Annotated in this window: 31 protein-coding genes; 10 read left to right on the top strand and 21 right to left on the bottom strand. The window is 59.4% G+C overall.

From position 1 onward, the window contains the following. Nucleotides 1-254 (top strand): integrase core domain-containing protein (locus CLV89_RS20090; RefSeq protein ID WP_133166761.1); only part of this gene is annotated, 254 nt, incomplete at its 5' end. A gap of 242 nt (nucleotides 255-496) precedes the next feature. On the opposite strand, the gene CLV89_RS20085 is transcribed toward CLV89_RS20090, so the two are convergent. The 3 genes from CLV89_RS20085 to CLV89_RS20075 are packed head-to-tail and all read right to left on the bottom strand — an operon-like array spanning nucleotide 497 to nucleotide 2331. Continuing rightward, nucleotides 497-1120 carry a transmembrane anchor protein gene (locus tag CLV89_RS20085; RefSeq protein WP_106165406.1) on the bottom strand — a complete coding sequence of 208 codons (624 nt, stop codon included), beginning with the start codon at nucleotides 1118-1120 and terminating at the stop codon, nucleotides 497-499. A 17-nt stretch (nucleotides 1121-1137) separates the two neighbouring features. Continuing rightward, nucleotides 1138-1866 (bottom strand): HupE/UreJ family protein, encoded by a 729-nt coding sequence (locus CLV89_RS20080; protein ID WP_106165405.1) that lies wholly within the window; start codon nucleotides 1864-1866, stop codon nucleotides 1138-1140. 60 nt (nucleotides 1867-1926) lie between these two features. Beyond that, on the bottom strand, nucleotides 1927-2331 hold the full coding sequence (locus tag CLV89_RS20075; protein WP_243395095.1) for a hypothetical protein: 405 nt from the start codon (nucleotides 2329-2331) through the stop codon (nucleotides 1927-1929). A gap of 36 nt (nucleotides 2332-2367) precedes the next feature. Here CLV89_RS20075 and CLV89_RS20070 point away from each other — a divergent pair, with 36 nt between their 5' ends. The 4 genes from CLV89_RS20070 to CLV89_RS20055 all read left to right on the top strand — a co-directional run bounded on the left by CLV89_RS20070 (nucleotide 2368) and on the right by CLV89_RS20055 (nucleotide 5088). Next, nucleotides 2368-2628 carry a metal-sensing transcriptional repressor gene (locus tag CLV89_RS20070; protein WP_106165404.1) on the top strand — a complete coding sequence of 87 codons (261 nt, stop codon included), beginning with the start codon at nucleotides 2368-2370 and terminating at the stop codon, nucleotides 2626-2628. 8 nt (nucleotides 2629-2636) lie between these two features. After that, nucleotides 2637-3956, top strand: coding sequence for an MFS transporter (locus CLV89_RS20065; protein WP_106165403.1), 1320 nt, complete (start codon nucleotides 2637-2639; stop codon nucleotides 3954-3956). 113 nt (nucleotides 3957-4069) lie between these two features. Then, a complete protein-coding gene (locus CLV89_RS23250) occupies nucleotides 4070-4339 on the top strand; it encodes a hypothetical protein (RefSeq protein ID WP_058123685.1) in 270 nt (89 codons plus the stop codon). A gap of 104 nt (nucleotides 4340-4443) precedes the next feature. Then, the gene (locus CLV89_RS20055; RefSeq protein WP_106165402.1) at nucleotides 4444-5088 is read left to right on the top strand and encodes a hypothetical protein; all 645 of its coding nucleotides are present in this window, start codon (nucleotides 4444-4446) and stop codon (nucleotides 5086-5088) included. A 7-nt stretch (nucleotides 5089-5095) separates the two neighbouring features. Here CLV89_RS20055 and CLV89_RS20050 read toward each other — a convergent pair whose 3' ends face one another. From CLV89_RS20050 to CLV89_RS20030, 5 genes are all read right to left on the bottom strand, one after another. Beyond that, the gene (locus CLV89_RS20050; RefSeq protein WP_106165401.1) at nucleotides 5096-6427 is read right to left on the bottom strand and encodes an APC family permease; all 1332 of its coding nucleotides are present in this window, start codon (nucleotides 6425-6427) and stop codon (nucleotides 5096-5098) included. Nucleotides 6428-6475: 48 nt separating this feature from the next. Then, a complete protein-coding gene (locus CLV89_RS20045; protein ID WP_369808881.1) occupies nucleotides 6476-8764 on the bottom strand; it encodes a copper-transporting P-type ATPase in 2289 nt (762 codons plus the stop codon). Nucleotides 8765-8899: 135 nt separating this feature from the next. Next, nucleotides 8900-9820 (bottom strand): prolipoprotein diacylglyceryl transferase, encoded by a 921-nt coding sequence (gene lgt, locus CLV89_RS20040; RefSeq protein ID WP_027238585.1) that lies wholly within the window; start codon nucleotides 9818-9820, stop codon nucleotides 8900-8902. A 105-nt stretch (nucleotides 9821-9925) separates the two neighbouring features. Next, nucleotides 9926-10312, bottom strand: a complete 387-nt coding sequence (locus CLV89_RS20035; RefSeq protein WP_106165400.1) for a DUF302 domain-containing protein — start codon at nucleotides 10310-10312, stop codon at nucleotides 9926-9928. Nucleotides 10313-10451: 139 nt separating this feature from the next. Beyond that, complete coding sequence (locus CLV89_RS20030) at nucleotides 10452-11045, bottom strand: EF-hand domain-containing protein (RefSeq protein ID WP_223229252.1); 594 nt, start codon at nucleotides 11043-11045, stop codon at nucleotides 10452-10454. Between the two features lie 397 nt (nucleotides 11046-11442). On the opposite strand from CLV89_RS20030, the gene CLV89_RS20025 reads away from it, so the two are divergent. Next, on the top strand, nucleotides 11443-12000 hold the full coding sequence (locus CLV89_RS20025; RefSeq protein WP_012187179.1) for a hypothetical protein: 558 nt from the start codon (nucleotides 11443-11445) through the stop codon (nucleotides 11998-12000). 76 nt (nucleotides 12001-12076) lie between these two features. Here CLV89_RS20025 and CLV89_RS20020 read toward each other — a convergent pair whose 3' ends face one another. From CLV89_RS20020 to CLV89_RS23160, 4 genes are all read right to left on the bottom strand, one after another. After that, the gene (locus CLV89_RS20020) at nucleotides 12077-12742 is read right to left on the bottom strand and encodes a L,D-transpeptidase (protein WP_012187180.1); all 666 of its coding nucleotides are present in this window, start codon (nucleotides 12740-12742) and stop codon (nucleotides 12077-12079) included. A gap of 42 nt (nucleotides 12743-12784) precedes the next feature. Further along, the gene (locus tag CLV89_RS20015; protein WP_435368869.1) at nucleotides 12785-13297 is read right to left on the bottom strand and encodes a disulfide bond formation protein B; all 513 of its coding nucleotides are present in this window, start codon (nucleotides 13295-13297) and stop codon (nucleotides 12785-12787) included. Between the two features lie 113 nt (nucleotides 13298-13410). Further along, nucleotides 13411-14673 carry a multicopper oxidase family protein gene (locus tag CLV89_RS20010; protein WP_007803424.1) on the bottom strand — a complete coding sequence of 421 codons (1263 nt, stop codon included), beginning with the start codon at nucleotides 14671-14673 and terminating at the stop codon, nucleotides 13411-13413. A gap of 125 nt (nucleotides 14674-14798) precedes the next feature. Continuing rightward, on the bottom strand, nucleotides 14799-15380 hold the full coding sequence (locus tag CLV89_RS23160) for a L,D-transpeptidase (RefSeq protein WP_012187183.1): 582 nt from the start codon (nucleotides 15378-15380) through the stop codon (nucleotides 14799-14801). A 296-nt stretch (nucleotides 15381-15676) separates the two neighbouring features. Here CLV89_RS23160 and CLV89_RS20000 point away from each other — a divergent pair, with 296 nt between their 5' ends. Together CLV89_RS20000 and CLV89_RS19995 are read left to right on the top strand one after the other, a co-directional pair. Continuing rightward, nucleotides 15677-16396 (top strand): DUF305 domain-containing protein, encoded by a 720-nt coding sequence (locus CLV89_RS20000; RefSeq protein ID WP_481000419.1) that lies wholly within the window; start codon nucleotides 15677-15679, stop codon nucleotides 16394-16396. 12 nt (nucleotides 16397-16408) lie between these two features. Beyond that, nucleotides 16409-17173: a MauE/DoxX family redox-associated membrane protein gene (locus tag CLV89_RS19995; RefSeq protein ID WP_012187037.1), complete on the top strand. Its 765-nt coding sequence runs from the start codon at nucleotides 16409-16411 to the stop codon at nucleotides 17171-17173. 21 nt (nucleotides 17174-17194) lie between these two features. Here the strand turns inward: CLV89_RS19995 and cueR are convergent, their stop codons facing one another. After that, a complete protein-coding gene (gene cueR, locus CLV89_RS19990) occupies nucleotides 17195-17593 on the bottom strand; it encodes a Cu(I)-responsive transcriptional regulator (protein WP_007803416.1) in 399 nt (132 codons plus the stop codon). 12 nt (nucleotides 17594-17605) lie between these two features. After that, nucleotides 17606-20116 (bottom strand): heavy metal translocating P-type ATPase, encoded by a 2511-nt coding sequence (locus CLV89_RS19985; RefSeq protein WP_106165408.1) that lies wholly within the window; start codon nucleotides 20114-20116, stop codon nucleotides 17606-17608. Nucleotides 20117-20268: 152 nt separating this feature from the next. Here CLV89_RS19985 and CLV89_RS19980 point away from each other — a divergent pair, with 152 nt between their 5' ends. Continuing rightward, a complete protein-coding gene (locus CLV89_RS19980; protein ID WP_007803412.1) occupies nucleotides 20269-20469 on the top strand; it encodes a heavy-metal-associated domain-containing protein in 201 nt (66 codons plus the stop codon). A 42-nt stretch (nucleotides 20470-20511) separates the two neighbouring features. Here CLV89_RS19980 and CLV89_RS19975 read toward each other — a convergent pair whose 3' ends face one another. The 7 genes from CLV89_RS19975 to CLV89_RS19945 all read right to left on the bottom strand — a co-directional run bounded on the left by CLV89_RS19975 (nucleotide 20512) and on the right by CLV89_RS19945 (nucleotide 26095). Next, complete coding sequence (locus tag CLV89_RS19975; RefSeq protein ID WP_009807488.1) at nucleotides 20512-21243, bottom strand: DsbA family protein; 732 nt, start codon at nucleotides 21241-21243, stop codon at nucleotides 20512-20514. Nucleotide 21244: 1 nt separating this feature from the next. Further along, nucleotides 21245-21727: a c-type cytochrome gene (locus CLV89_RS19970; protein ID WP_007803408.1), complete on the bottom strand. Its 483-nt coding sequence runs from the start codon at nucleotides 21725-21727 to the stop codon at nucleotides 21245-21247. Beyond that, complete coding sequence (locus CLV89_RS19965) at nucleotides 21724-23118, bottom strand: multicopper oxidase family protein (RefSeq protein WP_106165398.1); 1395 nt, start codon at nucleotides 23116-23118, stop codon at nucleotides 21724-21726. Before CLV89_RS19965 ends, CLV89_RS19970 begins: the two co-directional genes overlap by 4 nt. A 43-nt stretch (nucleotides 23119-23161) precedes the next feature. Next, on the bottom strand, nucleotides 23162-24079 hold the full coding sequence (locus CLV89_RS19960; protein ID WP_007803405.1) for a c-type cytochrome: 918 nt from the start codon (nucleotides 24077-24079) through the stop codon (nucleotides 23162-23164). A 2-nt stretch (nucleotides 24080-24081) separates the two neighbouring features. Continuing rightward, nucleotides 24082-24675, bottom strand: coding sequence for a c-type cytochrome (locus CLV89_RS19955; RefSeq protein ID WP_106165397.1), 594 nt, complete (start codon nucleotides 24673-24675; stop codon nucleotides 24082-24084). Between the two features lie 372 nt (nucleotides 24676-25047). Continuing rightward, complete coding sequence (locus CLV89_RS19950; RefSeq protein ID WP_096708184.1) at nucleotides 25048-25506, bottom strand: c-type cytochrome; 459 nt, start codon at nucleotides 25504-25506, stop codon at nucleotides 25048-25050. A 28-nt stretch (nucleotides 25507-25534) separates the two neighbouring features. Beyond that, a complete protein-coding gene (locus CLV89_RS19945) occupies nucleotides 25535-26095 on the bottom strand; it encodes a L,D-transpeptidase (RefSeq protein ID WP_106165396.1) in 561 nt (186 codons plus the stop codon). 157 nt (nucleotides 26096-26252) lie between these two features. Here CLV89_RS19945 and CLV89_RS19940 point away from each other — a divergent pair, with 157 nt between their 5' ends. After that, the gene (locus CLV89_RS19940; RefSeq protein WP_106165395.1) at nucleotides 26253-26555 is read left to right on the top strand and encodes a DUF2933 domain-containing protein; all 303 of its coding nucleotides are present in this window, start codon (nucleotides 26253-26255) and stop codon (nucleotides 26553-26555) included. Nucleotides 26556-26627 lie beyond the last annotated feature (72 nt).

Raw genomic sequence — 26627 nt, 5'->3', positions numbered from 1 at the left:
GTGCCGTGGACGCGAAGACCGCATTCATTGCCCCGGGATCACCTTGGGAGAACGGCTACTGCGAGAGCTTCAACGCCCGCTTCCGGGATGAGTTACTAAACGGCGAGGTCTTCACCACGCTGCGTGAAGCACAGATCCTCATCGAACGCTGGCGTCGCCACTACAACACGGTTAGGCCCCACAGCGCCTTAGGATACCGGCCCCCAGCGCCCAAAAGCATCGTCCTGATAGACCAAAGGCCGACGATGCATTAACATTCAAATTGGACCACTCGATGGGGGCACATCAGCTAAGTATAAAGTCGCATAATGAAGTTTATGTTGATAATTATCCACAAGGGTTAGGGCGTGCGGGTAAGATGATCTATGGCGTTTCCAGCGGCTGCGAGGAGCCGCCTACGTGGCCTCCGCAAGTGCCAGTTTTCTAATCATTGTAGGGTCCTTCCCTGGTTGAAGGGAAGATAACGGAACCCTTAATGGGCTCCGTTATCAAGTTGTCAACTGGCGTCCTTGAACTCGGCGTATTCGCCGCGCACCTGCACGGTCACGGTGACATCTGAACTATCGCGATTACGCCAGAACCAGCCGTGCTCGCCCTCGAATGCAGCAACGATCTCGCCTTCTTCGCCCGTCGATCCGCGGCCCTTTTCATAGGTCACCGACTTGCCGCCGCCATGACCGTGAAGGTCGAAATTCACCCGACCGCCTTCGACCAGCATCCGGTATTCCGCCGTTTGGCCATCTTCCATGACCAGCTTCCACTCAGCCGAGTCGCCGGGTGCCAGCGTGAAGGTGGTTTCGTCGCGCCAGACTTCGGCTTCCTGCGCGTGTGCAGCGCCGACGAAGAGCCCGAAGATATCGTTCAACAGGCTGGACTCTTCCTGCGCTTCGAGCTCCATCAGCCTGTCAGCCTCGGCTTCCTCTGCCAGCTGGGTTTTGATTTCACCCATTTCGGCAAGTCCGAGAACGCCGCCGATCCCTGTCGGGTCGATGTTGTATTCGGCGGGAAGCACGACGGTCACAAGGATCGCAACCGCACTGGCCGCAGCGATGGCGGTGGAGCGGATAAGCTGCGCGGAACTCGGCAGTTCATCGAGGCTTGGTTTTTCTGCGTTGAACATTTGGGTCTCCTAAATTCTCAGGCAGCTACGAAGTAGCCGGTGATTTGCAGGCCCATGAGGATGAACCCCATGGACATCATGACGACGTTGGCGGTGTAGGCCTGGCGGAAGAAATTGGGGGATTTCCGCCAGTAACCCATCGCGATGAGGATCACGGCGAGCGCTATCAATTGGCCCAGCTCGACGCCCAAGTTGAACGCCAGAAGATTGGCCAGCAGCCCGTCCGACGCGATCTCGTAGTCGAGGATCTTGGTGGCCAGGCCCGTGCCGTGAAAGAAGCCGAAGATCAGCGTTGCGGCCTTGGTGTTCGGCTGGACTCCGAACCAGCGCTGGTAGGCGCCGAGATTGTCGAGCGCCTTGTAGACGACCGAGAGGCCGATGATGGCGTCGATAATGTAGGCATTGATGCCCCAGCCAAACCAGACGCCCGCGAGCATTGTGGTCGAGTGACCGAGGGCGAAGAGGCTGACGTAGATGCCGACATCCTTCATCTTGTAAAGGAAGAAGACGACACCGAGCAGGAACAGGATGTGGTCGTAGCCCGTCACCATGTGTTTGGCGCCAAGATACATGAAGGGCATGATGTTCACCCCCCAGATTTCCTGGATGTAGCCTGCGTCGCCTTCGGTAACATTGTGGGCGAGCGCATGGCCTGCACTCAGGACGAGTGCCGCCAGCGTAATTGAGGACAGGATTGCGATCCGGCGTATGCCGGGATCGGCCCAGCCCCGATGGACTGTAGTCATCGATCGAACTCCGTATGTGTATCTGATAATCGTCGCAGCGCGCCAATGGCGCGCGGTCGATCAGACGCGCGGAGGTCGTTCGATCAGATATATCCGTAAAGGGTTCGAGGTGGCTGAACTCAGGTGCCAAGCGGCCGCGTAGATGTCGAGCGGCTGCGACGACAGATCGGGACCAGGCACGACCGCCTGGCTATGATCGTGGTCAATGCTGTCGTGGCTGTGTCCATGCATAGCCCACGCCAAATCTTCTTCCAGAGCATGCGAGTGCCCGTGCTCGGCGAGCATCTCCGCGTGCTCCTGAAGCACGTCAAGGATCGCAGGCGCGTGCGAGGTTGTAGGCATAACCGACCAGACAAGCACGGCCGCGCAGAGAAGCGTCGCGAACGTGGCCTTTCCGATTGTCCGTAAGGTTGTCATCAAATCTGCCTGCTCGCTCGTTTCTCGCGTGGCGCGTCGCGGCGCCATCTTGTTCTATCCCCCTGGGGAGGATAAGCCGTTATTATGACAACTCACCATGTCCATGCAAGTCATCCTGCTCTCGTCACACGGCTGAAACGCGCTGACGGCCACCTGCGCGCCGTGATCGAGATGATCGAGGCGGGCAAGCCGAGCCTTGAGATCGCACAACAGATGCAGGCGGTCGAAAAGGCGATCACAAATGCCAAGCGGGCGCTGATCCACGACCACATGGACCATTGCCTCGACGCCGAAGGCTCGGAGACAGATCGTGCCGAGCTGCGAACGATCGCGCGTTACCTCTGAGGTCCGCCATGCTCGACATCCTCTCCGACCGCACTTACCGCCATCTGTTTCTGGCGCAGGTCGTGGCGCTTCTGGGAACCGGCCTCGCGACGGTCGCACTCGGCCTGCTTGCCTTCGACCTTGCAGGGGACGGGGCGGCGCTGGTGTTGGGCACGGTATTCACCATCAAGATGGTGGCCTATGTGGGCATCGCTCCCATTGCCGGGGCCTTCGCGGACCGCCTGCCGCGCCGCGCGCTTCTGGTGACGCTCGATCTCGTGCGCGCAGGCGTTGCGCTGGCACTGCCTTTCGTGACTGAGGTCTGGCAGGTCTATGTTCTGATCTTCCTACTGCAATCGGCCTCCGCCGCCTTCACGCCGACCTTTCAGGCGACGATCCCGGACGTTCTGCCCGAAGAGGCGCGCTATACCCGTGCATTGTCGCTGTCGCGGCTGGCCTACGATCTGGAAAACATCGTCAGCCCAACGCTAGCGGCCCTTCTGCTCTCGGTGATGTCCTACAATTCGCTCTTCGTTGGCACGGTTGCGGGTTTCGCCGGCTCGGCGCTGCTCGTGGTCTCTGTCCTCCTGCCAAACCCGAAATCGTCCGAGCCGCGCGGCATCTATGATCGGACGACACGCGGTATCCGCATCTATCTGGCCACGCCCCGCCTGCGCGGGTTGCTGGCGCTGAACCTTGCGGCAGCGGCGGCCGGGGCAATGGTTCTGGTCAATACCGTCGTTTTGGTACGCGGATCGCTCGGCCTGTCGGAAAGCGCGCTGGCCTGGACGATGTTCGCCTTCGGCGCTGGCTCCATGACGGCCGCACTGCTCCTTCCGCGCGTACTGGATGCGCTGCCAGACCGGCCCGTAATGTTCGGCGGTGCTGCCCTGATGGTGGCGACATTGTTGGGGTTGGGGGCAACAGTCCTGACCGCCGGCCTTGGTTGGTTCATCCTATTGGGGGCCTGGCTGCTGGTAGGTCTGGGATATTCCGCCGTTCTCACCCCGTCTGGCCGGTTACTGCGCCGGTCCGCCCATGCCGGGGATCGCCCCGCTCTGTTTGCGGCGCAATTCGCGCTGTCGCACGCTTGCTGGCTGGTGACCTATCCACTGTCGGGCTGGCTGCTGACGGTCTACGGTGTCGTTCCTGCGCTGATCGGTCTGGCGCTTCTCGCGGCCACTGGCATGCTCGCCGCTCTGAAACTCTGGCCAGCGAGCGATCCCGTGGAGCTTGAACACACGCACGACAACCTGCCACTTGATCATCCCCACTTGAAGGGGCATCGCAGGCACAGCCATGCTCTGGTGATCGACGAAAGCCATCCTCGCTGGGCCACACATTTCTGAGCGTTAGCGATTTGACGGAGGGACTGTCTAATCAAGATGGTTCGCAAACCTGTGAAAGAGGGAAGCCGATACCAGAGCGGCCAAAACAAACCAGCCAGAAGGATCATCAATTTATGTACACACGAAGCGCACTTCTTCTCACAACCGTCTTGGCCCTTGGGGCTTGCTCGGAGTCTTTCTCGAATTCACAAAACGCGTCGTCACGCCCGCCGTTACCGGAAAATATCCTGGAACTGGCAGCACCGAACCAAGACCTCGCGACCGCCTATCTGCGGCCCGAGGACAACTGCTACTGGTACATGCACGCGAGTCCGGTTGAAACAACGCGATTGCCGCTCAGGACGATCGAGGGAAACCCGATTTGCGTCAAACGGGCCGAGTAAGCGATCTCTGGGAATGCCCGCAACCGGCTTGTCGCTTCCGTCCGCTTGGGAGGGATCGATAACGTATCATCGACCTAGTGGTGCCCACATGGCAGGCTATTTCAATGGATAGATTTTTCTCTATCAGTATGCCCGCGGCTCAGTTTGTTAGAAATGTCCTGCTGTTCAGCTTCGCTGCATTACTGCCGGTCCTGTTGTTCTACGTCTTACTGGCTCCGGGCTTTGCTCCGGCTCTTGCTGCCGGCGGACCGGCACTCATGCGCTTTCTAAGGCAGGTTGCGACCAACGGTTTGCCCGTGGTTTTTGCCGTCAACTATGTCAGTTTTTTCCTTTTCGCTATGACAAAGCAACCAAAGGCGGGCTCAAGAGACACGGCGTTTTTCGTGCTGGTCGATGTGTTACTCAGGGCCCTTCTCTTTCCAGGTCTACACGCGCTTATATACGTTCTATCTGCCGACTGGTTCGGGTCATTCGGCGGCAATCGTTCAACCGCCTTGGCGGTTGTGTCCCCGACTCTTGCGCGCTCAGCGTTTTTCGAGAACATCTCCGGCGTTTACCTCTATGCGACTATGATAAGCGCGTTGCCGCTCTACGTCTCGGCTTTCGGGCGGTCGGAATTTCTTGGACCGGTTGTACGTCGCTTGCCCATGAACACGGGCGTGATGCTGCTTGCCCTGGCTGCGTTTGCCTTGTCGGTCGGGCTGATCACGATCGGCGCACAAGGCATCGCATCTCTTCAGGCCAGGTGATGGCAGGCTAATCACCGTGGGCGTGGGCGTGGGCGACTTGCGGTGCCACCCATTGCGACAAGTAAACGCGCTCGAAGGCGAACACAGCGATCATCCCGACAGCGGCGTAGAGAACGATCATCGGGTCGCTTTGAAGCTTCATCACGGTGAAAGCTGCCAGTACTATCGCATCGAGCGCCAGGGCAGTCAAAAGCACGATACCGAAGGCGCCGACGTCTGCTCGACGATAGCGGAACACGCCCCAATGTATGATCATGTCCATGACGAGGTAAAAGAAAGCACCGAGGGATGCGATCCGGCCTAAATCAAAGAGCACGGCCAACGTCGCGGCGATGACGACAGTATAGACCAGGGTGTGGCGTTGGATGGGACCTGGCATACCGAAGTGGCTGTGCGGGATCATTTCCATGTCGGTCAGCATCGCCAGCATACGCGACACCGCGAAGACGCTGGCCAGAACGCCGGACGCCGTTGCGACAGCGGCCAGGATCACCGTGAGTATGAAGCCGGTTTGTCCAAGGGCGGGCTGCGCCGCTTGTGCCAGCGAATAGTCACGCGCTGAGATGATCTCCTCGATCGTGAGACTCGAACCGACCCCGTAGGCGACCAACAGGTAGACGACGACGCAGATCCCGATCGAGAACATGATCGCTCGGCCAACGTTGCGGTTTGGTTCGGTGATCTCGGCCCCGCTGTTGGTGATCGTCGTGAACCCTTTGAAGGCGAGGATAGCCAGCGCCGTGGATGCTATGAAACCCGTGATGCCATAGGATTGAGGCGTCTCGGAAGCCGCAGCGAACGCAAAACCACTAGACCACAAAGCAGCGATGCCGAACAGAGCTATGCCACCGATCTTGATTGCTGCCATAATCAATGAAAACAGCCCGACCGAGCGGTTTCCGGCCATGTTCACCAGAAAGGCGAAAACGATTACGGCCACGGCCAGAGCGGGGACCAATGGGCCACCTTCGATATCGAAAGGGCGCAAGACATAGGTGGCGAAGGTCCGGGCGACGAGGCTTTCCGCGATCACCATGCTGAGCGCCATCAGCAGTGCGGCCCCGCCCGCGATGGCTCCGGGGCCATAGCATTTCTGCAGGATCATGGCGATGCCACCCGAGGACGGCCATTTGTTCGACATCCTGATGTAGCTGTAGGCGCTGAAGCTTGTGACGACCGCGCCGGCGATGAATGCAAGCGGGAAAAGCGGGCCGGCGAGCTGCGCGATTTGCCCCGTCAACGCAAAGATTCCAGCGCCGATCATCACGCCTGTCCCCATCGCAACGGCTCCGCCCAGACTGATGGAATTTTCGCGGTACGTTTCTTTTTCGCTCTGCATAAATGGCCCCCTTTTAATTTTGGTTCGTCCGAACGCTGTTGCGCGCTTCTAGATACGAACGCCGCGAAGGCGCAGCGAATTGAGCACCACCGAGATTGACGACGCGCTCATGGCGAAGGCAGCAAACATCGGACTGATGAGGATGCCAAAGAAGGGAAACAGAACTCCCGCCGCGACCGGCACGCCGGAGGCGTTGTAGATCAGCGCGAAGAACAGGTTCTGGCGGATGTTGCGCATCGTGGCCCGGGCGAGCCGCCGCGCACGCACGATACCATCAAGGTTGCCCTTGACCAGCGTGACGCCCGCGCTTTCGATGGCCACATCGGCGCCGGTGCCCATGGCGATGCCGACATCGGCCTGCGCGAGCGCGGGGGCGTCGTTGACGCCATCCCCGGCCATGGCGACCTTGTGGCCCGCCTCTTGCAACTCAAGGATGATCCGCGCCTTGTCCTCCGGCAGCACGTCGGCCCGGATCTCATCGATTCCGAGCCGCGTGCCGATGGCCTTGGCCGTGCGTTCGTTGTCGCCGGTCGCCATGATGACGCGGAACCCCAGTTCATGCAGATCCTCGATGGCTTCTGGCGTGGTCTCCTTCACTGGGTCGGCGACAGCAACTAGACCGGCGATCTCGCCATCCAGCACAACGAACATGACCGTCTCGCCTTCGTCGCGGCGGGCATTGGCCTTGGCGGTCAACGCGCCCGCCTCGAGCCCCAATTCGCGGATCATCGCCAAATTGCCGAGCGCGACCGCTTTGCCGTCAACGACCCCCTTGACGCCCTTGCCAGTGACCGCCTCGAAGTCCCGTGCCTCGTCCATTTTGACATCTCGCTCCTCCGCACCCCTGACGATCGCTTCGGCCAAGGGGTGCTCCGATCCGCGCTCAAGCGATGCGGCGAGACGCAAGACCTCGGCTTCGTCGTGGCCGGGTTGCGGGAGTACGTCGACAAGCCGCGGCTTGCCTTCGGTCAACGTGCCGGTCTTGTCGACGATCAGGGTATCGACTTTCTCGAACCGCTCCAGCGCCTCGGCGTTCTTGATCAGCACCCCTGCCTGAGCGCCCCGTCCTGTCGCTGTCATGATCGACATCGGTGTCGCCAGGCCAAGCGCACAAGGACAGGCGATGATCAGAACCGCCACCGCCGAAATCAATGCGTAGGAAAGCGCAGGCGCGGGCCCCCAGATCGCCCAGGCGATGAAGGACAGGACCGCGATACCGATGACGGCCGGAACGAAATATCCCGCCACCTTGTCGGCGTATTTCTGGATCGGGGCGCGCGAGCGCTGCGCGTTCGACACCATCTCGACAATTTGAGCCAGCATCGTGTCGGACCCGACACGCGTCGCCTCCATCACCAGACTGCCGGTGCCATTGATCGTCGCGCCGGTCAGCGGGTCGCCCTCGGTCTTCTCGACCGGCACGGGTTCACCGGAGATCATGCTTTCGTCGACCGAGGACCGGCCGTCCAGAACCACGCCATCGACCGGCACCTTGTCACCGGGCCGCACGCGCAGCCGGTCCCCGACTTGCACGTCCTCCAGCGGGATTTCCTCCTCGGATCCGTCGTCCCGGATGACCCGCGCGGTCTTTGCCGCCATGTCGAGAAGCGCGCGGATCGCCTTGCCGGTCCCCTCGCGGGCGCGTAGTTCCATCACCTGGCCGAGCAGCACCAGCGTCACGATCACCGCCGCCGCCTCGAAATAGACGCCGACATGGCCTTCGGAGTCTCGGAACCCATCAGGGAATATGTCCGGTGCGAGAACGGCAACGACGCTGAAGAGCCAGGCGGCAAGAACGCCCATGCCGATCAGGGAGAACATGTTGAGGTTCAATGTGCGGAACGAAATCCATCCGCGTTCCAGAAACGGCCAGCCGCACCACAAGACCACTGGCGTTGCCAGGATCAATTCGATCCATTGTGTGGTGCTTTCGCCAAAAAAAGTCCGGACTGCGGGGAAACCGACGAATGGCCCCATCGTGAGGACAAGGAGCGGGATCGTCAGGACTGTGCCGACCCAGAACCGCCGTGTGAAATCCACCAGTTCGGGATTTGGACCTTCATCGCCCGGCACACCGGATTCCAGTTCCAATCCCATACCACAGATCGGACACGCGCCCGGATCAGGCTGCCGCACCTGAGGGTGCATCGGGCAGGTGAAAATGGGACCATCATGTCCTGTAGGAACCAGATCATATCGGCCATCGGCCGGCGTGGCACCCGCGTGGTGTTCGTGATGATCATGTGCTGAATGGACCTCGAGCTCCGATTCCGGCACGAGGTGCATCCCGCATTTCGGACATTTGCCGGGCTCAAACTGCCGCACCTCAGGGTGCATGGGGCAAACGAATACCGAGGAAGCTGCTGTGGTTTCAGAACTGTCGGGGGTGCTCATTTTGCGGTCCTTTCCGAGAATGCTTCTCTTGCTTGGGGCTTCCATCCACAGGAGGGTCAAGAGAGATCAGTACGGCGATTACATTGCGGCTCTGCGGGGTGGCGCTGTCCGGCCCCGTTCCCGCCGGGCGAACACGATCAACGCCAGCCCGACCAGCACCATTGGCATGGAGAGCAACTGGCCCATGGTCAAACCCCACTCACCAAAGTGGAGCGCATGGCCAATTGGGTTATCTTCCGTCACGAACTGCTGGTCCGGTTGCCGGAACATCTCGACGAAATTTCGGGCAAGACCATAGCCGGTCAGAAACACGCCAGCCAAGGCACCGGGCATTTTCAGCCAGCCCCGGCCCCAAGCGAGATAAATGAGCAGTATTCCAAGAATGAGCCCCTCCAATACCGCCTCGTACAGCTGGGACGGGTGTCGGGCGCAGAGGCCGCTAACCCCTGGGCAGGCCTGCGCGACTTCGCCGGGAAAGATCACCGCCCAGGGAACGTCCGTTGGACGCCCCCACAACTCATTGTTGGTGAAGTTCGCCAGCCTTCCAAGAAACAAGCCTGGTGGTGTTGCCAAAGCCAGCAAGTCGCCAGTGCTGAGCAATGACGCGTTCTGTCTAAGGCAGAACAGCAAGGCCGCGATGACAACTCCCGCGAACCCCCCGTGGAAAGACATGCCGCCTTGCCAGACCATCAGAATTTCCAAGGGATTGGCGAGATAATATGCGGGCTGGTAGAACAGTACAAAGCCCAGGCGACCACCAGCAATCACGCCGATGATGATCCACGTCAGAAGATCTTCGATCTGCGTTCGGTCAAGCGGCGGTCCAGCTGACGTCCAGAGCGCGGGACGGCTTATGGCACTCGAACAAATGCGCCAGCCAATCAGGATACCGAAGATATAGGCTAGCGCGTACCAGCGGAGTGCGAATGTGACCCCCCCGATGTCGAAGGAGAAGAGGTCGGTTCCAATATCCGGAAATGGCAATCCCGCTGGCAGCACTGGGTGAGTTCCTCATCAAGAATTTACGTGGGGATTAGATGGCATTGATCGAGCACCGCTAAAGGCGCTCGATCTGCGACAGGGCATCCAACGCCCATCCCGCCATCACGCGGTGTCGAGGGCGTCCCGAAGGAGATCGCGGACTTCGCCGGCGACCGCGTCCAGGTCTTGGTTCTGCACCGCCTGCATCGAAGCGACAGGATCGACCGCGCTGACCTCGGTGTCGCCGTCCAGTTGCCGCAGGATGACATTGCAGGGAAGCATCGCACCGATGCGAGGCTCGATCTCGATGGCTTTGTGCGCCATGCCCGGATTACAGGCCCCGAGAATGCGGTAAGGCGGCATGTCCGCATCAAGTTTCTTTTTCATCGTCGCTTTGACGTCAATCTCAGTCAGAACGCCGAAGCCCTTGTCTGCCAAAGCATCCCGAACACGCATCTCTGCGTCATCGATATTGGTGTCTTTCAGGACGCGATCATAGGTATAGGCCATGGGAATTTTCCTTTCCGTGTCTCTATTTTTTGGCATACCGAGGCTAAACGGTTCAGGTCGCGGTTCGGTTCAATGTCCCGGCCGAGAACGGTTTTGGCGTTTTGAGGACGGGTGCCGGAAAAAACCGGCACCCGTTGGCTCAGTTGTCCTGCATCATGGAGCCGTTGCCCATGCCCTGACCGTTGCCCGGCCGCGCAGGCGCATCTGCCATGTTCGACCGCATCATCTGCATCCGCTCCATCCTATCGGCAGGAGCGGCCATCTCTTCCGGCGTCACCGCGCCGTCGCCATCGGCATCGAGGTGTTGAAAACGATCCACCATCATTTCGCGGATCATCGCGCTGTGGAGAGCTTCAAACTCGGTAATCGAGAGGTTTCCATCCCCGTCGCTGTCAAACTCGGAAAGCTTGGCCTGCAGCTGCGTGCGCATTTCTTCCGGCGTCGTTGTGCCGTCTCCATCGGTGTCGAACATTTGCATCATGCCGCCAGCCATGCCTGCGCCCATCATACCACTGCCCATGCCTGCGCCCATCATGTTTCCGTGCATGCGCTGCATCATGTCCATCATTCCGCCCATGTTCCCCATCATGCCCGGACCACCGTTCTGCATCATGCCTGCCCCACTTTGGGCACCAGGTTGACCACTGTGCCCATGGTTGGCATCCGCCAAGGCGACGCCACCAAAGGCGGTTGCAGCCAGAGTCATTGCAGCGAGTAGAGTATTGCGTTTCATGTCGATCACCTCGTGTCAGTGTTACGATAGCCACCATATGGGATGCACCTGCAGATGCGGAATGCCACGCGAGCCGGTGTTTTGTATCGCGAGGTCACAAAGGCGGGGTCTGTTACAAATTGCGACAAATCAATTCGGGGCGAACGCTCCTCTTAATCTGAGACTTGCGATATCCAGAGAAAAACCTGTCGAGGAGTCGCGTACCAACCGAAACCGAACCCATGTTTCGGTAGAGGTGAAATCCGGAAGAGTTGATGTCGAGATTGCTAGAGGCCCTGAATATCCCGAAAATTCAATCATTCAACCCATGGCAGGAGGCTGCAGGGTGCTCTTTTTGAACCGCATTTTCTCAGTTCTAACCTTGGTAATTTTGGCGGGGTGCGGTGCAGGAAACGACATGCGCCCGGATGCTTCAGCCGAAGTCATCAGTAGCGCATCCTACCGTCACGATGGACCGGCCGCGCTGACGTTGTACACCATGATCAACAACAGGTCCGGGGCGGGTGCGCATAGCAGCGTCATGATTAATGGGTCGCAGCGTGTTATCTTCGATCCGGCAGGAACGGTCCGGCTGAGCGCTGTACCGGAACGGGGAGATGTGCTTTATGGCATTACTCCACAAGTGGCCGATTTTTATGCGCGGGCTCATGCTCGCGAGACCTACCATGTCGTCATACAAGAGATCGATGTGTCTCCCGAAGTCGCGGAGCAGGCTTTGCGCCTTGCAATTGCCAGCGGCCCAGCCGCTTCCGGTTTTTGTAGTGCCAGTACCTCCGCGGTACTCAGACAATTACCAGGATTTGAATCCATCGGACGCACATTTTTTCCAAAGCGCCTGATGGCGGATTTTGGCAAGTTGCCGGGCGTGCGAACCACAAAGCTGTTCGAGAACGATGAGGACGACAAATCCGTAGCGATCGCACAGTTCGAAAGTTCACTTGCGACACAGCCGTGAGTGTTCGTCCAACAATTCATTGGAAGATGTCCCTGCACGACGCAGTCCTCGGCGTGTGAGCCAAAGATGCAATAGGTTAGCTTCGAGCGGTAACGCTGTCTTCGGCCGAGTAAAGGAACGCCGTCGATCCGACAGCGACATTCGGATAGAGATCATTGATGTGGGCCATCACCATGCGCACGCATCCCGAACTGGCCCGGCCGCCAATGCTGCGAGGGCTCGGCGTTCCGTGAATTCGAAGGTACGTATCCCGATCTCCGACGAATAGATACAAAGCCCTGCTGCCCAAGGCATTGTTGGGGCCGGGCTCCATACCGTCGGCAAACCGCTCGTAAGCCTCCGGATCGCGTTCGATCATTGACTGCGTTGGCGTCCAGTGCGGCCATTCGACCTTTCGGCGGATCGTATAGGTGCCGGGTTCATAGAGATCGCCCTTGGCAATCGCCACCCCGTATCGCATCGCGGTGCCACCTTCCTCGATATGGTACAGATAGCGCGCGATCGCATCGACGTGAATGTCACCCGGGCGCAAACCGTCATTCGCCAAAACGCGTTGCGGCAGCAGCCTGGGATGCAGCCCCCATGGGTTGGTTGTTGCCGGGTCATAGTTGGCGGGCGTGATCTGCGCATCCCAAGCTGCTTTTTCGGCTGTTGACGGCCAGGTCTTAGCGAATGCTGGCGAACTCAGAGACGCTGAAAACAGCGAGCCGGAAAGTGCAAGGAAGTGTCGTCTTGTAACCATGAAGCGAAGCCCTTTGTTTGTTTTCGATGAATGCGGGACGATTCAAGAAACGTCCGCGACCCCATGCCACCGAACCTTTTGATGTCTTGCGATCGCGACCAACCAGAGGCAAGCAAGGACACCGCTTAGGATCGCGTTCCAACTGGCCATGGACAACGTCAGAAATTCCCAGACAACCTCACTGCACAGAACAAGATTGGACGCATTTGAACTGGCAGAGGGCAGCAATTCCGATACCGACATTTGGGAAACATCGAGGCCGGATCCCGTGCAAGAAGTCGGTCCCTCCCACCAGCCGCGCTCGACACCGGTATGAAACACTCCCAACGCGGATGTGCTGAGTACCGACAGGGCACCGATTATCAGGATTGGCAAAATCGGCAGAGCAAAGAGCAACAGAGCGCCCATTCCAATGGCGATTGCGTGTGGGTAGCGTTGCCAGATGCACATTGCGCACGGCGCGTACCCAAGAGCCTGGAAAACGAAGGCCCCCAACAGCAAGGCGGCTGATCCTGCCGCCGCAGTCATGCCGAGAGATTTTGGTGTCAGGGTCAATGAACGCTCCCATTGGCAGTCGATGGACCTGTTTCTCGCTTGTCAGGTTACGTAGACGGCGAAAGGCCTGTTATCATTCAGAGATTTGTAACGGTATGTATCCGTCTCGACCCTCAGCCGACTCTGATCCACGTTGCCATACCGTCGGCTTGGTGGCTCAACATGTGGCAATGCAGCATCCACGATCCCGGATTGTCCAGGACGACGAGAATATCCCGCGTCTCGCCGGTATCCAGATAGGTCGAGTCCCGGTATGGACCGGCTTCACCCGCCGCATCGAGTTCCCAGAAATGGTGGCCATGCAGATGCATGACGTGTGGGAACCCGGTTTCGTTGCGGATCGAAATGCGCGCGGTCGTCCCCTGCGCGGCGGATAGGAAAGGCCTTCGAGGCAGGCCGGATACGTCATTGAGCGCCCATGTCCCTGTGCCGTTGTGGGACGCGCTTCCCGCACCTCCCTGGAGCACCAGCTCCGCGGTTTGGCCGGGGTCTTTCGGGGCGGGCATTCGGTTGGCGGGCAATGCGGTGATGGGCGCTTTCGCGGGCTCACGGGAACCGGAAACAGCGATTTCGCCAAGGCTCAACGTCTGTTCTCCAAAGCTGTCGTCGAATCTAATAGGCCCGGTCGCATCACCAATCACATCGCATCTTTGCCCCGGAGCGAGAAGGATCGGTTCGAGCGTCCGAGGATGCGCCAGAGGCATGCCATCCAGTGCAACGATCTTGCCTATCAAACCATCCAGGCCGACACGGTACACCCTGTCGATAGAGGGATTTATGAGACGCAGTCGCAGACGGTCGCCTCGTTTCACAGTCTTGCCGGTTCCATTGAAAACAAGTGCCGTGACCGTATTGCCGATACGGCCCTCGGTTGCGAAGTGGGCCGGGTTGAACGCTTCGTCGTACTGCCCGGACTGATCCAGCAAGACATCGAAGAACTGAACAACGATGTCATGGTCGACAGCCGGCGCATTTTGCTCCTCGACGATGAAGGCGCCGAAAAGACCGCGGCTGACCTGATCGTAAGACAGGTAATGCGAGTGATACCAATACGTGCCGGCATCCGGGACGCCGAATTGATAACGATACGAGTCGCCCGGAATGACCACATCCTGAGTGAGGACGTTGACACCATCCATCCGATTTGGAACCCGCAACCCATGCCAGTGAACGAGAGCGCCCTCCTCCAATCGGTTATCGAGGGTAATGCGGGCGGTTTGTCCTTGTCGCATTCTGACTTCTGGGCCCGGCAGACCACCGTTGAAGCCCAACATCGACACGTCGTACCCAGCAAGGTGCGCCTTGATCGATTGGGGCGCGAGGATCAACTCGTGTGTCGCTGCTGGCAAGCGGGTACCAGCCAGCGCAACGGTCATCCCGCCAAGGAAAGACCTCCGGCTCAAAGACAATTCCGTCACCTCATGAATGATAGACTGGCTTTCGCCAACTGCCGCACTTGTGCCATTTCCGGAAGAGGAACTTCAAGGCGACAGAACACTCCTCACGCCGTTGTCACTTTGGGATACAGGAAGACGCGGGCGCCGATTTCAACGCGTTCGTACAGATCCTTCACATGTTCATTCGTCAACCGCGCGCATCCATTCGACACGGCAGACCCAATTGTCTCCGGGGCGTTCGTTCCATGAATGCGAAGATAGGTATCGCGTCCCTCGGCATCGTAGAGATAGAGCGCGCGGGCCCCGAGCGGGTTGTTTGGCCCGCCTTTCAGTCCATCCTTGTACTTTGCGTATTTGCGTGGCTCGCGCCGGATCATGGCGTTCGTTGGCCGCCACCATGGCCATTTGGCCTTGCGCGCTACCGTGAACTCTCCGGGTTCGTACAAACCTTTGCGCCCTACCCCGACCCCGTAGCGGATCGCCATCCCGTCCTCGAGCATGAAATAAAGGAAAAAATCGTCGGGAACGACGTGGACATCGCCTTTAACCCAGTCACCACGACGGGTGTTTACCAATTGTGGTTCGAACCGTTCGGGCAATTTGACTTTGTGGGCCCAGGCAGTTGTGGGCAGAAAGCAACCCATCGCTCCGGCACAAATCAATTCTCGTCTCGTGAAATTCTGCATGGCGCGATCTCCTCGGACCCATGAAAATTCAGTGCGCGTCAGGGGCAAAGAAAAGAAGCCGTGAACCGGGGCAAACGACGCGCCTTTGTTGCCTTGAAACTACGAAAATTCGTGCTTTTGGAACTCTCCAGCGCTGGAATGTTGTTGTTTTACAAAGAACTGCAAGGAGGTGACTGGAAATGCACTACTCACGATTCTTTATGATGATCGGAACATCGACCGTGGTCATGTTCGTTCTGATGTACCTGAACACCTATCTTTGGGGCCATATCTTCTTTTCGGAGACACGCCTTTACATGGCCATCCTGATGGGGGCGACCATGGCCGTGATCATGTTGGCGTACATGTTGTCCATGTATCAGAACACCAAAGCCAACATCGCGATTTTCGTTGGCGCAATAGTCCTTTGCGCGGCGAGCCTCTGGCTGGTTCGCGGGCAATTCACGGTGCAGGACAGGTCCTACATGCGCGCCATGATCCCGCACCACTCGATCGCCATCATGACGTCGACTCGTGCCGAGATCACCGACCCGCGCGTCCGGGGGCTCGCAGACGACATTATCTATGCGCAGGACAAGGAAATCGCCGAAATGCGCTACCTTATTGCTGACATTGGAGCAAACGGCGAAGCATCGGCCACGCGAAGCGAAACGCCGGCGCAGGTTGTGGATGCGCAACAGGCGCTTCAAACGGAGGTCGTGTCGAAGGTCGATCCTGAGTTTCTGACGGAAGACGAAATCGCTGCGGTGTTCCCGAATGGCGGAAATTGCCGCTTTGCTTACACCTCGGACAGTCCGGCTGTACTGGTGACTGGTGAAACCGGCGAAGGGTCTGCCGCCGCAATGAAGATCAGCGGTGATCTGGTGCGCCTGAATGCGCAGGGCGAAAATGCATTTTCTGAAGGCCCGCTGTCGGCCGAGATCGCAGAGACGAACGGTGACCTGACCGATCTGATCGTCAGCGCGGGAACCGACTACGAAGCCGGGTTCCGTGGTCAACTTACGTGCAGCGGATAAGGAGGAAAGGACATGCCCCGCGACACAGACAGTAAATCCGCGCAGCTTTATCGCATGGTCATGCCGGGCCATGTCTGCCCCTACGGTCTGAAATCGAAAGACCTGCTGGAGCGGCAAGGCTTCGAGGTGGAAGACCATCCGCTTGACACCCGTGAAGACACCGATGCTTTCATGGAGAAGCACGGGGTCGAGACGACGCCGCAGACTTTCATCGGGGACGAACGGATCGGCGGTTACGATGATCTCAGGGTGTTTTTCGACATTGACCCACCCGAGGAAGAGCAAAGCGACACGACCTACCAGCCGGTCATCGCGATCTTTTCCGTTGCCGCGCTGTTGGCATTGGGCCTGTCTTGGCACCAGTACGGGTCGGTCCTTACCTTGCGGGGGTTCGAATGGTTCATTTCGCTGTCCATGACCATTCTCGCGATCCAGAAATTGCAGGATGTCGAAGGGTTTTCGACGATGTTCCTCAACTACGATCTGCTGGCGCGCAAATGGGTGCGATACGGCAAGGTCTACCCGTTCGGCGAAGCGTTGGCAGGTGTCCTGATGACTGCCGGCGCGCTGCTGTGGCTCTCGGCGCCTGTCGCCCTGTTTATCGGCACGGTCGGCGCTGTCAGCGTGTTCAAGGCTGTTTATATCGACAAGAGAGAGCTGAAATGCGCCTGCGTCGGCGGTGACAGTTCCGTCCCGCTGGGGTTCATTTCGCTGACGGAAAACCTGATGATGATCTTCATGGGTATCTGGATGCCGGTCCGCGCGATCTGGTTCTGAGGTACAGCCCCTTCTTGCCTGTCACTTGGCCAACCGCTCCGGCGACAGATCCTCGATGATGGGGCAGTCGGGCCGGTGATCCCCGGCACATTTTTCCACCAGTTCGGCGAGCGTCGCGCGCATGGATTGCAGTTTCGCGATCTTTTCCTCGATCTGGCGCAGATGGTCTTCCGCAACCGCCTTCACTTGCATGCTTTCGCGGTTTTCATCCTCGTAGAGCGACAGGAGCGTCCTGCAATCTTCGATGGTGAACCCCAAGGCCCGTGCGCGACCCAGAAACGCCAGCTTGTGAATGTGGCTCTCGGTGAACGCGCGGTAGCCGTTCTCGCTACGGTTCGGGCGGATCAGCCCGATGTCCTCGTAGTAGCGGATTGTTTTTGGGGGCACACCCGATTGTCGGGCAACGTCTCCGATGTTCATGTCGAACCTCCGTTATTCTGCTGGAGCAGGAGTGGCGGCTGCCAGCTCTGCCGGGATTGCGCGCTGCTCGTCCATCGCAGGCGCGATGCGCCGCAGCCGCAGGGCATTGGTCAGGACAAACACCGAGGACAACGCCATCGCACCCGCCGCAAGGATTGGTGACAGGAGCAACCCAAAGGCGGGATAAAGCACCCCGGCAGCGACCGGAATAAGTGCCACGTTGTAGGCAAAGGCCCAGAACAGGTTCTGCCGGATGTTGCGCATGGTCCGCCGCGATACTTCGAAGGCGTTCACCACGCCGCGCAAATCGCCCGACATCAGGACGACATCCGCAGATTCGATGGCCACATCGGTGCCGGTTCCAATGGCGATGCCCACATCGGCATGCGCCAGCGCCGGGGCGTCGTTGATCCCGTCGCCGACAAAGGCGATGCGCTTGTTCCCTTGGCGCAAACTGTCGAGCGCCGCAACCTTGCCGTCCGGCAGGACGCCGGCGACGACGTGGTCGATACCGGTTTCGCGGGCGATGGCTTCGGCGGTTTCGCGTTTGTCGCCGGTGATCATCGCAACCGCAAGACCCTTTTCGTGCAGCGCTGCGATGGCTGCGCGGCTTGCCGGTTTGACCGGATCGGCCACGCCGATCACGGCGGCGACACGCCCATCTATGGCAGCGTAAAGCGCCGTGCGACCCTTGCTTGCGATCTTCGTTTCCTCTGGAGCCAATGCCGAGACGTCAATGCCTTCGCGCGCCATGTAGCGGTCGGCCCCAACCAACACCTCCACGTCTTCGACCACGGCGCGCACGCCGTAACCTGTGACCGATTGAAAGCCTTCGGCCGCCACAAGAGGTGCGCCCTCGGCCCGCGCGGCCCGCACGATGGCGTCCGCGACAGGATGCTCGGAGAGCGACTCCACGGCAGCGATCTTCGAGAGCGTTGTTGGGCGATCGAACCCTTCCGCCAGCACAAGGTCAGTCAGTGCGGGTCGCCCCTCGGTCACCGTGCCTGTTTTGTCGAGGGCGACCACATCAACGGAATCAAGTTGCTGCAAGGCGTCACCTTTACGGAACAGGACACCCATTTCCGCAGCACGTCCCGTCCCGACCATGATCGAGGTCGGCGTCGCAAGCCCCATCGCGCAGGGGCACGCGATGATGAGCACCGACACACCGGCGACCAGCGCCATCGTCAGGGCCGGATCAGGCCCGAAAAACAGCCAGACCAGCACGGTCGCCGCCGCGATCGCCATCACGGCAGGCACGAACCACAAGGTGATCCGGTCGACCAATCCCTGGATCGGCAGTTTGGCGCCCTGGGCCTCTTCGACCATGCGAATAATCTGCGCCAGGGTCGTGTCGGCGCCGACCCGCGTGGCGAGGAACTGCAGGCTTCCGGCGCCGTTGACCGTCCCGCCGGTCACCGTATCTCCGGCACCTTTTTCAGCGGGGATCGGCTCGCCTGTCAGCATGCTTTCGTCGACGCGGCTGGTCCCCTCGATGACCTCGCCATCGACCGCGATGCGTTCACCAGGGCGCACGATGACGATGTCACCCTGAACCAGCGCATCGATCTCGATCTCGACGCTTTCTCCGTCCCGCATCACGCGTGCAGTCCGCGCCTGAAGCCCTAATAGCTTCTGGATGGCCGCGCCCGTTCTCCCCTTGGCGCGCGCTTCAAGAAACCGCCCCAGAAGGATCAGAACGACGATGACCGCTGCCGCCTCGAAATAGACGGTGCGCAGCGTGTCAGGCAGGACCGACGGTACGAATGTCGCAACCACGGAATAAAGGTAAGCCGCCCCGGTGCCGACCGCGACGAGGCTGTTCATGTCGGGGGCACCCCGGAACAAGGCCGGGAAACCCTTGGTGTAAAACGTCCGGCCCGGGCCGAAGAGAACGATTGTCGTCAGCACGAACTGAAGAAGCCAACTCGTCTGCTGGCCAATCGTGGTCTCGATCAGCATATGAACGGCCGGAATGACGTGGCCACCCATTTCGATCAGGAAGACCGGCAAGGCGAGGATGGCCGCAAAGGTGACCCGTTTGGCAAGCGCCTGAGCCTCTTCCTCCTTGCGCGCAACTCTGTCGTCACCGGCCTGGGCCGTTGCCACGGTTGCTGGATACCCTGCCGCGCCGCTTGATTCGATCAGATCGGATGTCGTGACAAGACCTTCGACGTAAACGACCGTCGCCGTCTCTGAGGCGAGGTTGACGTTCACCTCGACCACCCCGGGCACCGCGGCAAGCGCCTTATCGACCCGCCCGACGCAAGAGGCACAGGACATCGCTGCAATCGTGAGTTCGGCCCTGGCCTTCCGCGCGGGGTAGCCCAGCTCGCGAAGGGATTCGATGATGTCGGGAATGCGCTTGAGCGCGTCCACGCTCATGCGAGCAGTTTCCGAGGCAAGGTTCACCGACACATCCTCTACGCCGTCGATTGCATTCAATGCGCGATCGACCCTGCCAACGCAGGACGCGCATGACATGCCTTCGATCGGCAGGCTGATCTGTTTGGGTTCGGGCATATGTGTCACCTGTTTTTCCATTCGAAGTGGAATATGAGGCTTCCAGTTACTGGAGGGTCAATGGGAGGGCGCCAAATAAATTTCTTCACTTGACCTTCCAGCGGGGGGAAGCCCCATGTCACCGATAGAAATCAGATCAAGGAGTGGTTCCGATGAAGTTCAGCGTTCCGGACATGAGCTGTGGGCATTGCACCGCAGCAATCGAAAGCGCGGTGAAGAGCGCAGATCCGAATGCAGGCGTAGAATGTGACCTTTCTGCCCGACAGGTGCATGTCGACAGCGTGTTACCAGCCGATCAGGTCCAAGCGATCATTCGGGATGCGGGCTACAACGTGGAACCTGCGGCCGCTTGATGCAGTGCCTGGACCACCCAAGGGTGGTCCGGGCACAGAATTTCAGTCTTCGACTTTGCGGGCTTCCTCGACCAAGTCGGCAAGCTGCGCCTTTTCGACGAAGCCCGGGACCAGCGCATCCCCGATCACGAAAGACGGCGTGCCGTTAAAGCCCAGAGCTTGGGTCAGTTGCATGGAGGTCGCAATGTGCTCTTCGACCTCGGGGGCCTCCATGTCCTTGCGCAACTGCGCGATATCCAGGCCGATCTCCTCGGCCACGCGCAGCACGGAGGCCTCTTCCGCGCGGCCTTCCAGCCCCATCATTGCCCAGTGAAACTCTTCGTATTTGTCCTGCTTGCGCGCTGCCAAGGCCGCTTTCGCGGCAAACACCGATCCGTCTCCGAGAATGGGCCATTCACGATAGACGAGGCGAATGTTGGGATCGTCTTCGATCAAAGCCCGCACCTCGGGTTTGACCCGCCGACAATAGGGACAGTTGTAGTCGAAAAATTCCACAACAGTGACGTCCCCTTCCAGGTTGCCGAGAACCGGCGCATTCGGATCGTTCTCGATCAGATCGCGCTGGTCATTCAGAACTTGGGCCTGACTGAGCTCCTGCGCTTGCGCCTGCCTTTGTTCGAGGATCGCCACGGCCTCCATGACAATCTCCGGGTTCTCGCGGATTGCCTCGAGCACAAGTTCCTTGACCCGGGACTCTGACAGTTCGTCCGCGAGTGCCGGTATCGGAAGCAAGGCAGCTATCGCGACCGTCGTGAAGGCTTGTCTGAAACGCATTTTAGTTCTCTCCCCGTTGTTCGTCGGCTTCTGTCCGCGCGGCCTGGACTTCGCGGATGCGGTCTGGCCAGGTGGACCGGATGAAGGCCAGGATGTTGTGAATTTGCTGGTCGGTCAGCACGTCTGCGAAACCGGGCATGCCACTGTCGAATTCGACGCCCTGACGCGCCAGAAGCGCCGCACCCCCCAGTTTTGTGTAATCGAAGAGCAGGCTGTCAGGATGATGCCAGGTGTGACCCGTCTCATCATGTGGTGGTGCTGGCAGGCGCCCATCCGCGCCGGGCGTTCGCCATTCCGGCTGGCCTTCCAGACCCGCGCCATGACAAGACGCACAGTTTTCTGCGTAGAGCAACGCGCCTTCTTCGATGTCGTAGCTCTCCGCCCTGGACGCGCTGCCGACATCCGAGGATGCACTGGTCGAGAGCCAATACGTGAAGGCGGCTGCTGCGACAGTGATCGGAAGGGACCAAACGAGATATCTCATGTGACCCGTATCCAGGTTGTCATGCCAGATGCGGCGTGGCTGAGCATGTGGCAATGGAACAGCCACTTGCCGGGATTGTCTGCCGTAAAGGCGATCTCCCGGGACTCGTTGCCGGCCAACAGGATCGTGTCCCGCATCGGCCCGAACGCGCCGTCGGGGCGCAGCTCGCGGAAATGCATCCCGTGCAGGTGCATCGCATGTGGGAAAACGGTCTGGTTCTCGATCTTCAGGCGCACCGGCTCGTTCAGGGATAGATCGGCCAGTGGCGTGTCGGTCATTTCGGCGACATCATTCAGGGCCCAGAATTTGCCCGCTTGGGCAAGCTGACGGAATCCAAGACGTTCCCCGCCAAGCAATGCGGACTGCATTCGCCCCATTGCCCCGCCGGACATGACCAGTCGCAAATCACGCGCATCGGCAAGGTCCGGGGCGTGTGCCGCGGGGTTCGGCGGCAACGGCAGTGGCTTGCCTCTTGGTACTGAACTGGCTGTGCCGTTGACCAGAAAACTCACCAACGGGGTCAGTTGATCATCATCGCCGATGCGAAGCAATTGGGCGGTGCCGCCTTCGTCTTCGGTCACATCCACAATTAAGTCGACGCGCTGTGCCGGGCCGAGGATCAACTCGCCGTCAACCGACTGGGGTTGGCCGGTTGGCATTCCATCCACGGCCACCGTCCAGCCACTGAATCCAGAGAGCCTCAGCGGGAAAATTCGAGCGCTTGCTGCGTTGATGATCCGCAAGCGAATGCGCTCGTTGCGCTGCGCGGGCAAGGTCAGGTCATAGCGCCCGTTGGTCGTGATAAAGTTGCCGGTACGTCCACCGTGGCTCATCATCATGGGCTGTTCGAAATTGTCGAACAGCTGCCCGCTCTCAGGGTCGAGCAACCAGTCCTCCAGAACGATGACTTCCTCGCGGTCGATGTCCGGTCCATCGACCTCTTCGACGATCAAGGCACCGCGCAGACCACGCGCGACTTGCTCGTATGAGCGATTATGCGCGTGATACCAATAGGTGCCCGCGTCCGGTACGACGAAGTCGTAGTCAAAGGTTCCACCCGGCGCTACGGCCTCTTGGGTCAGCCCTGAAACGCCATCCATCGCGTTGTCGATCCGGATTCCGTGCCAGTGAACCGAACTGGGATCGGGTACCTCGTTGCGAAACCTGCGACGCACCCGATCGCCTTGTGTGACCCTGATTTCCGGGGCCGGAACGAGGCCGTCATAGCCCCAGATCTCTGTTTCCGGGTAGGTGTCCGGAAGAAGCTGTCGACGTGCAACCTTGGCAATCAGGTCCTCGAACGGGGTCGCGGCAAAAGCCGACTGCGGGATGGCCGCCGCGCAGGCCGCCAGTGTTGCATGGCGCAAGAAATCCCGACGTGTTTGTCTCATTTCGATCCTCGAGAAAGCGGGGGCGTGTTGCCCCCGCGTGGTGTTAGTTCGACGCGGGGTTCTCCGCCTCGACCGTGTCCTTGTTCAGCAGGAAAAGCGCCATCGCTTCGCGATCGGCAGGTGTCAGAAACCGAGTTCCCTCGCGAACCACTTCCGCCATGCTGCCGCCGAAAGCATCGCCCGAAGGGGTGATGCCGGTCTGGAGCGCATAAGCGAGGTTTGAAACCGTCCAGTCATTTTTGACCAGGTCTTTTGGCCGTATCGCGGGGGCCTTGCTGCCACCGGGAAGCTGGGCGTTGCCTGCAAAGGAAGCACCGATATCGCGGCCTCCCGCAAGATTGCGCGGCGTATGGCAGGCTCCGCAATGTGCCGCACCGCGCACCAATTCCCGTCCTCGATTCCATGCGTCGCTTCGCCCTTCAATCGGTTCGGTATCCGGATCGTAGAAGAACGCCGCTCGCCAGAGCTTCAGCCCCCATCGTTGGTCGAATGGGAAGCTGACATCATTTTCTGGTGCAGGCTCGTCCACGGGCGGCACGGTTTGAAACGCCGCCCAGAGGTCAGCGATATCCTGATCAGAAAAATCCGCATAGAAGGTGTACGGGAAAGACGGATAGTACGGCGTTCCATCGGGGCCGATGCCTTGCCGCACGGCTTTTGCGAACTGTTCTGCCGTCCATTCGCCCATGCCATGTTCCGGGTCTGTCGTCAGGTTGGGCGGGTAGAACGTTCCGAACGGGGTTTCGAGCGGCGCCCCTCCGGCAAGTGGTGCGCCGCCCGCTTCAAAATTGGTATGACAGGCAATGCACCCACTGGCGCGCGCCAGATATGCGCCCCGGTCGACATTGCCCTCTATTGCAATCGGAGTCACTGCACTGCCGACAGGCCATGCAATCACGACGCCGAGGCTGGCCGCGCCCAGCACGGCGGCCCCGCTGACGAGTGTCAAGAACCGGCGCATGGTCAGTCTTCTTCCGCCCGGAAGCGTTCATGGCATGCGGAACAGACCTGGGTCGTCATCGCGAATGCTGCGTCGGCGGGCATTTCGGCAATGGCGGCCGCATCCATCATGTCGCCTCGGCCCATCATCGTGCTCCCGCCCATCATGGTTGTATCGCCTCCCATCATTGACCCGCCGCCCATCATCGAGGCGCCATCCGTGGAGGTATTGCCGCCCATGCCGCCTAGCCCATTGTCGGCTGCGCGTTTCAGGCCTTCAGAGTATTCTTCCAGCTGATTTGCCAGTGCTGCGAAGCGGTCCCAATCGGTCCACACTTCGTCTTTGGCTTCCGAGGGCATGCCACCTGTGCCCTCTGGGAACAGCTTTGTCATGCTCTCACCGGCGTGCTGCTGGAACAGGCGCGCTGCATCGCCCACTATTTTTGCGTCATAGGCCGTTTCGCCCCGCATCATCGGGGCTACGGTTTTGACTGCCTTTCCCATGGCGGCCATGGCATCCATGCGTTCCTTTACGATGCCCGTGGCACCGCTATGCGCAAATGCCGCGACCGCGGTTCCTGCAATCAACACTGCCGCTGCGATAGTCGTCTTTTTCATGTCTTCGATCCTTTAATGGGTCTGCTCTAAGAGGGGTGTGAAATCAGACCCACTTCCGTGGGGGTGGAGGATCGCTGTCGGGGCGCAATTCGGTTCGTTGGGTCGCGCCGTCTTGCATGACGGCGTTCATAAAATGAGGCTCGTAAACCACCGTTGCTGGGAACAACAACGCTGCCGGAACAGAACAGTCGAGTCCCGGATGACAGTGACCAGAGGTCTCGCTCGTAGATGGCCCCACATTTTCATGACTGTGTGATTCTTGCGCCAAAGACGCTCTATCATGGAACGCTGGTGCCTCAGGGACACCGAGAACCACAAGGAACAGGCCAAAAACGATCGACAGGATCCATCTGTTCGTCTTCGACCAACGCATCAGTTGATCCCGTTGGCCCGCTGTAGTTCTCGGACATAGGCAGCCACCATCTTGACGTCTCCTTGGGTCAGCCCCTCGATCTTGGGCATATTACCGAATTTCCAGTGATGCGCACGCACGCCGTTCTGAGCGGCCAGAACAAAGGCCATATCGGAATGGTGGCCGGGTTCGTAAATCTTGTGCACCAAAGGCGGCGCAATATCGTTGCGTCCAGCAGCGTTTTCGCCGTGACACTCAGAACACTTGGTCTCGAATATGTTTTTGCCGATCGCTGCTTGCGGTGAGAGCTCGGAAGGCAGCTTGACCTGGACGATGGGGTCGCCTTGCGCGATCTCACTCGTGTCAGGTGGGGTCATCGAGTGGCCTACTGCTGTGTCCTGCGTACCAATGAACTGCCAAGCGGCAACGCCCCCGCCGATAACAAAAACGGCACCGATCAGCGCAGTCAGTTTGTCCATGCCTGTATCTTCCGCCTTGTCTCTTGGGTCAGATGAGTTTGACTTGAGTGCCGACGGGCACCCGCTCGTACAGCTCTTCAACCTGTTCGTTGAACAAACCGATGCAGCCATTTGACGACCGACGACCGATCTTTCGCGTGTCCTGTGTTCCGTGGATACGGTAGTATTGCCAGGACAGATACAATGCGCGGGTACCCAGAGGGTTGGCAGGATCGCCTCCCTCGACACGTGCCGGCCATTCTGGATTGCGTTCCCGCATGGAGGGCGTCGGCGCCCAGCTGGGGTTTTTGCGCTTTTCCACCACTTCCGTGTAACCGCGTTTGGTGAGTTCGTCAGTCAGCGGAACTGATGTTGGATAAATCCGCATTTCGCCATCAGACGTCCAATGCTGAAGCGCCATCGTCACGGTATCTGAGATGATGATCCCCTTGCCGAGCGTGTCGAAATGGTCTTGCCACTCATGAGTACGGAACGAAGATATGTTACGGCGAGTAATCTCGGCTTGAACCACGCTGGGCGCGGCCAAAGCGACGGCCGCAAATCCCAATAGGCCTCGCCGATTGATCTTGTTTTCTCGCAAGGTCGTCATGACACACTCCTGCCTTCGATCTTGTTACATCCCTTTTTACGGGAAGACCGGCATCAAACAACCTGACAAGGCCGCGAGAAGTGTATCCATTTGTATCCTTGACCTTACTCTACTGTAGGGTCGTAGATGACACTTAAAATGGTGAAAAGAGGGTATCATGGACCACCAAAACCACAGAAAAAAGCCGATCGTGGACAGGCTTATGCATTACGGAATGATGGCGTGTTGCGTCGTCATGCTGCTGCCCGTTGCGGGGTTTTTTCTTGCCGGCGGCACATTGGCGGGCATGTGGGGCAATGCAGCGGCTTTCGCCCCGCTCCTGCTGTGCGTTGGGGCGCATCTCGTGATGCACAAGTTCATGGGAAAATCGTGCCATTCCGACAAGGCAAAGGATACTATCGAGGAAACGACCGAGCCCATAACCTCCGCGATTCCAGTCGTGGTCCGCGACAGGCCGTGATGTGCGCGGGAAGGTACGCGTAGGCGCGTTGCTGTTGTCGGGTTTCATGCTTGGGGGATGTGCAGGAAGTCT

The sequence above is a fragment of the Tritonibacter scottomollicae genome, from assembly GCF_003003215.1.
Taxonomy (GTDB): domain Bacteria; phylum Pseudomonadota; class Alphaproteobacteria; order Rhodobacterales; family Rhodobacteraceae; genus Epibacterium; species Epibacterium scottomollicae.
This window is presented reverse-complemented; position numbering and strand designations above follow the sequence as displayed.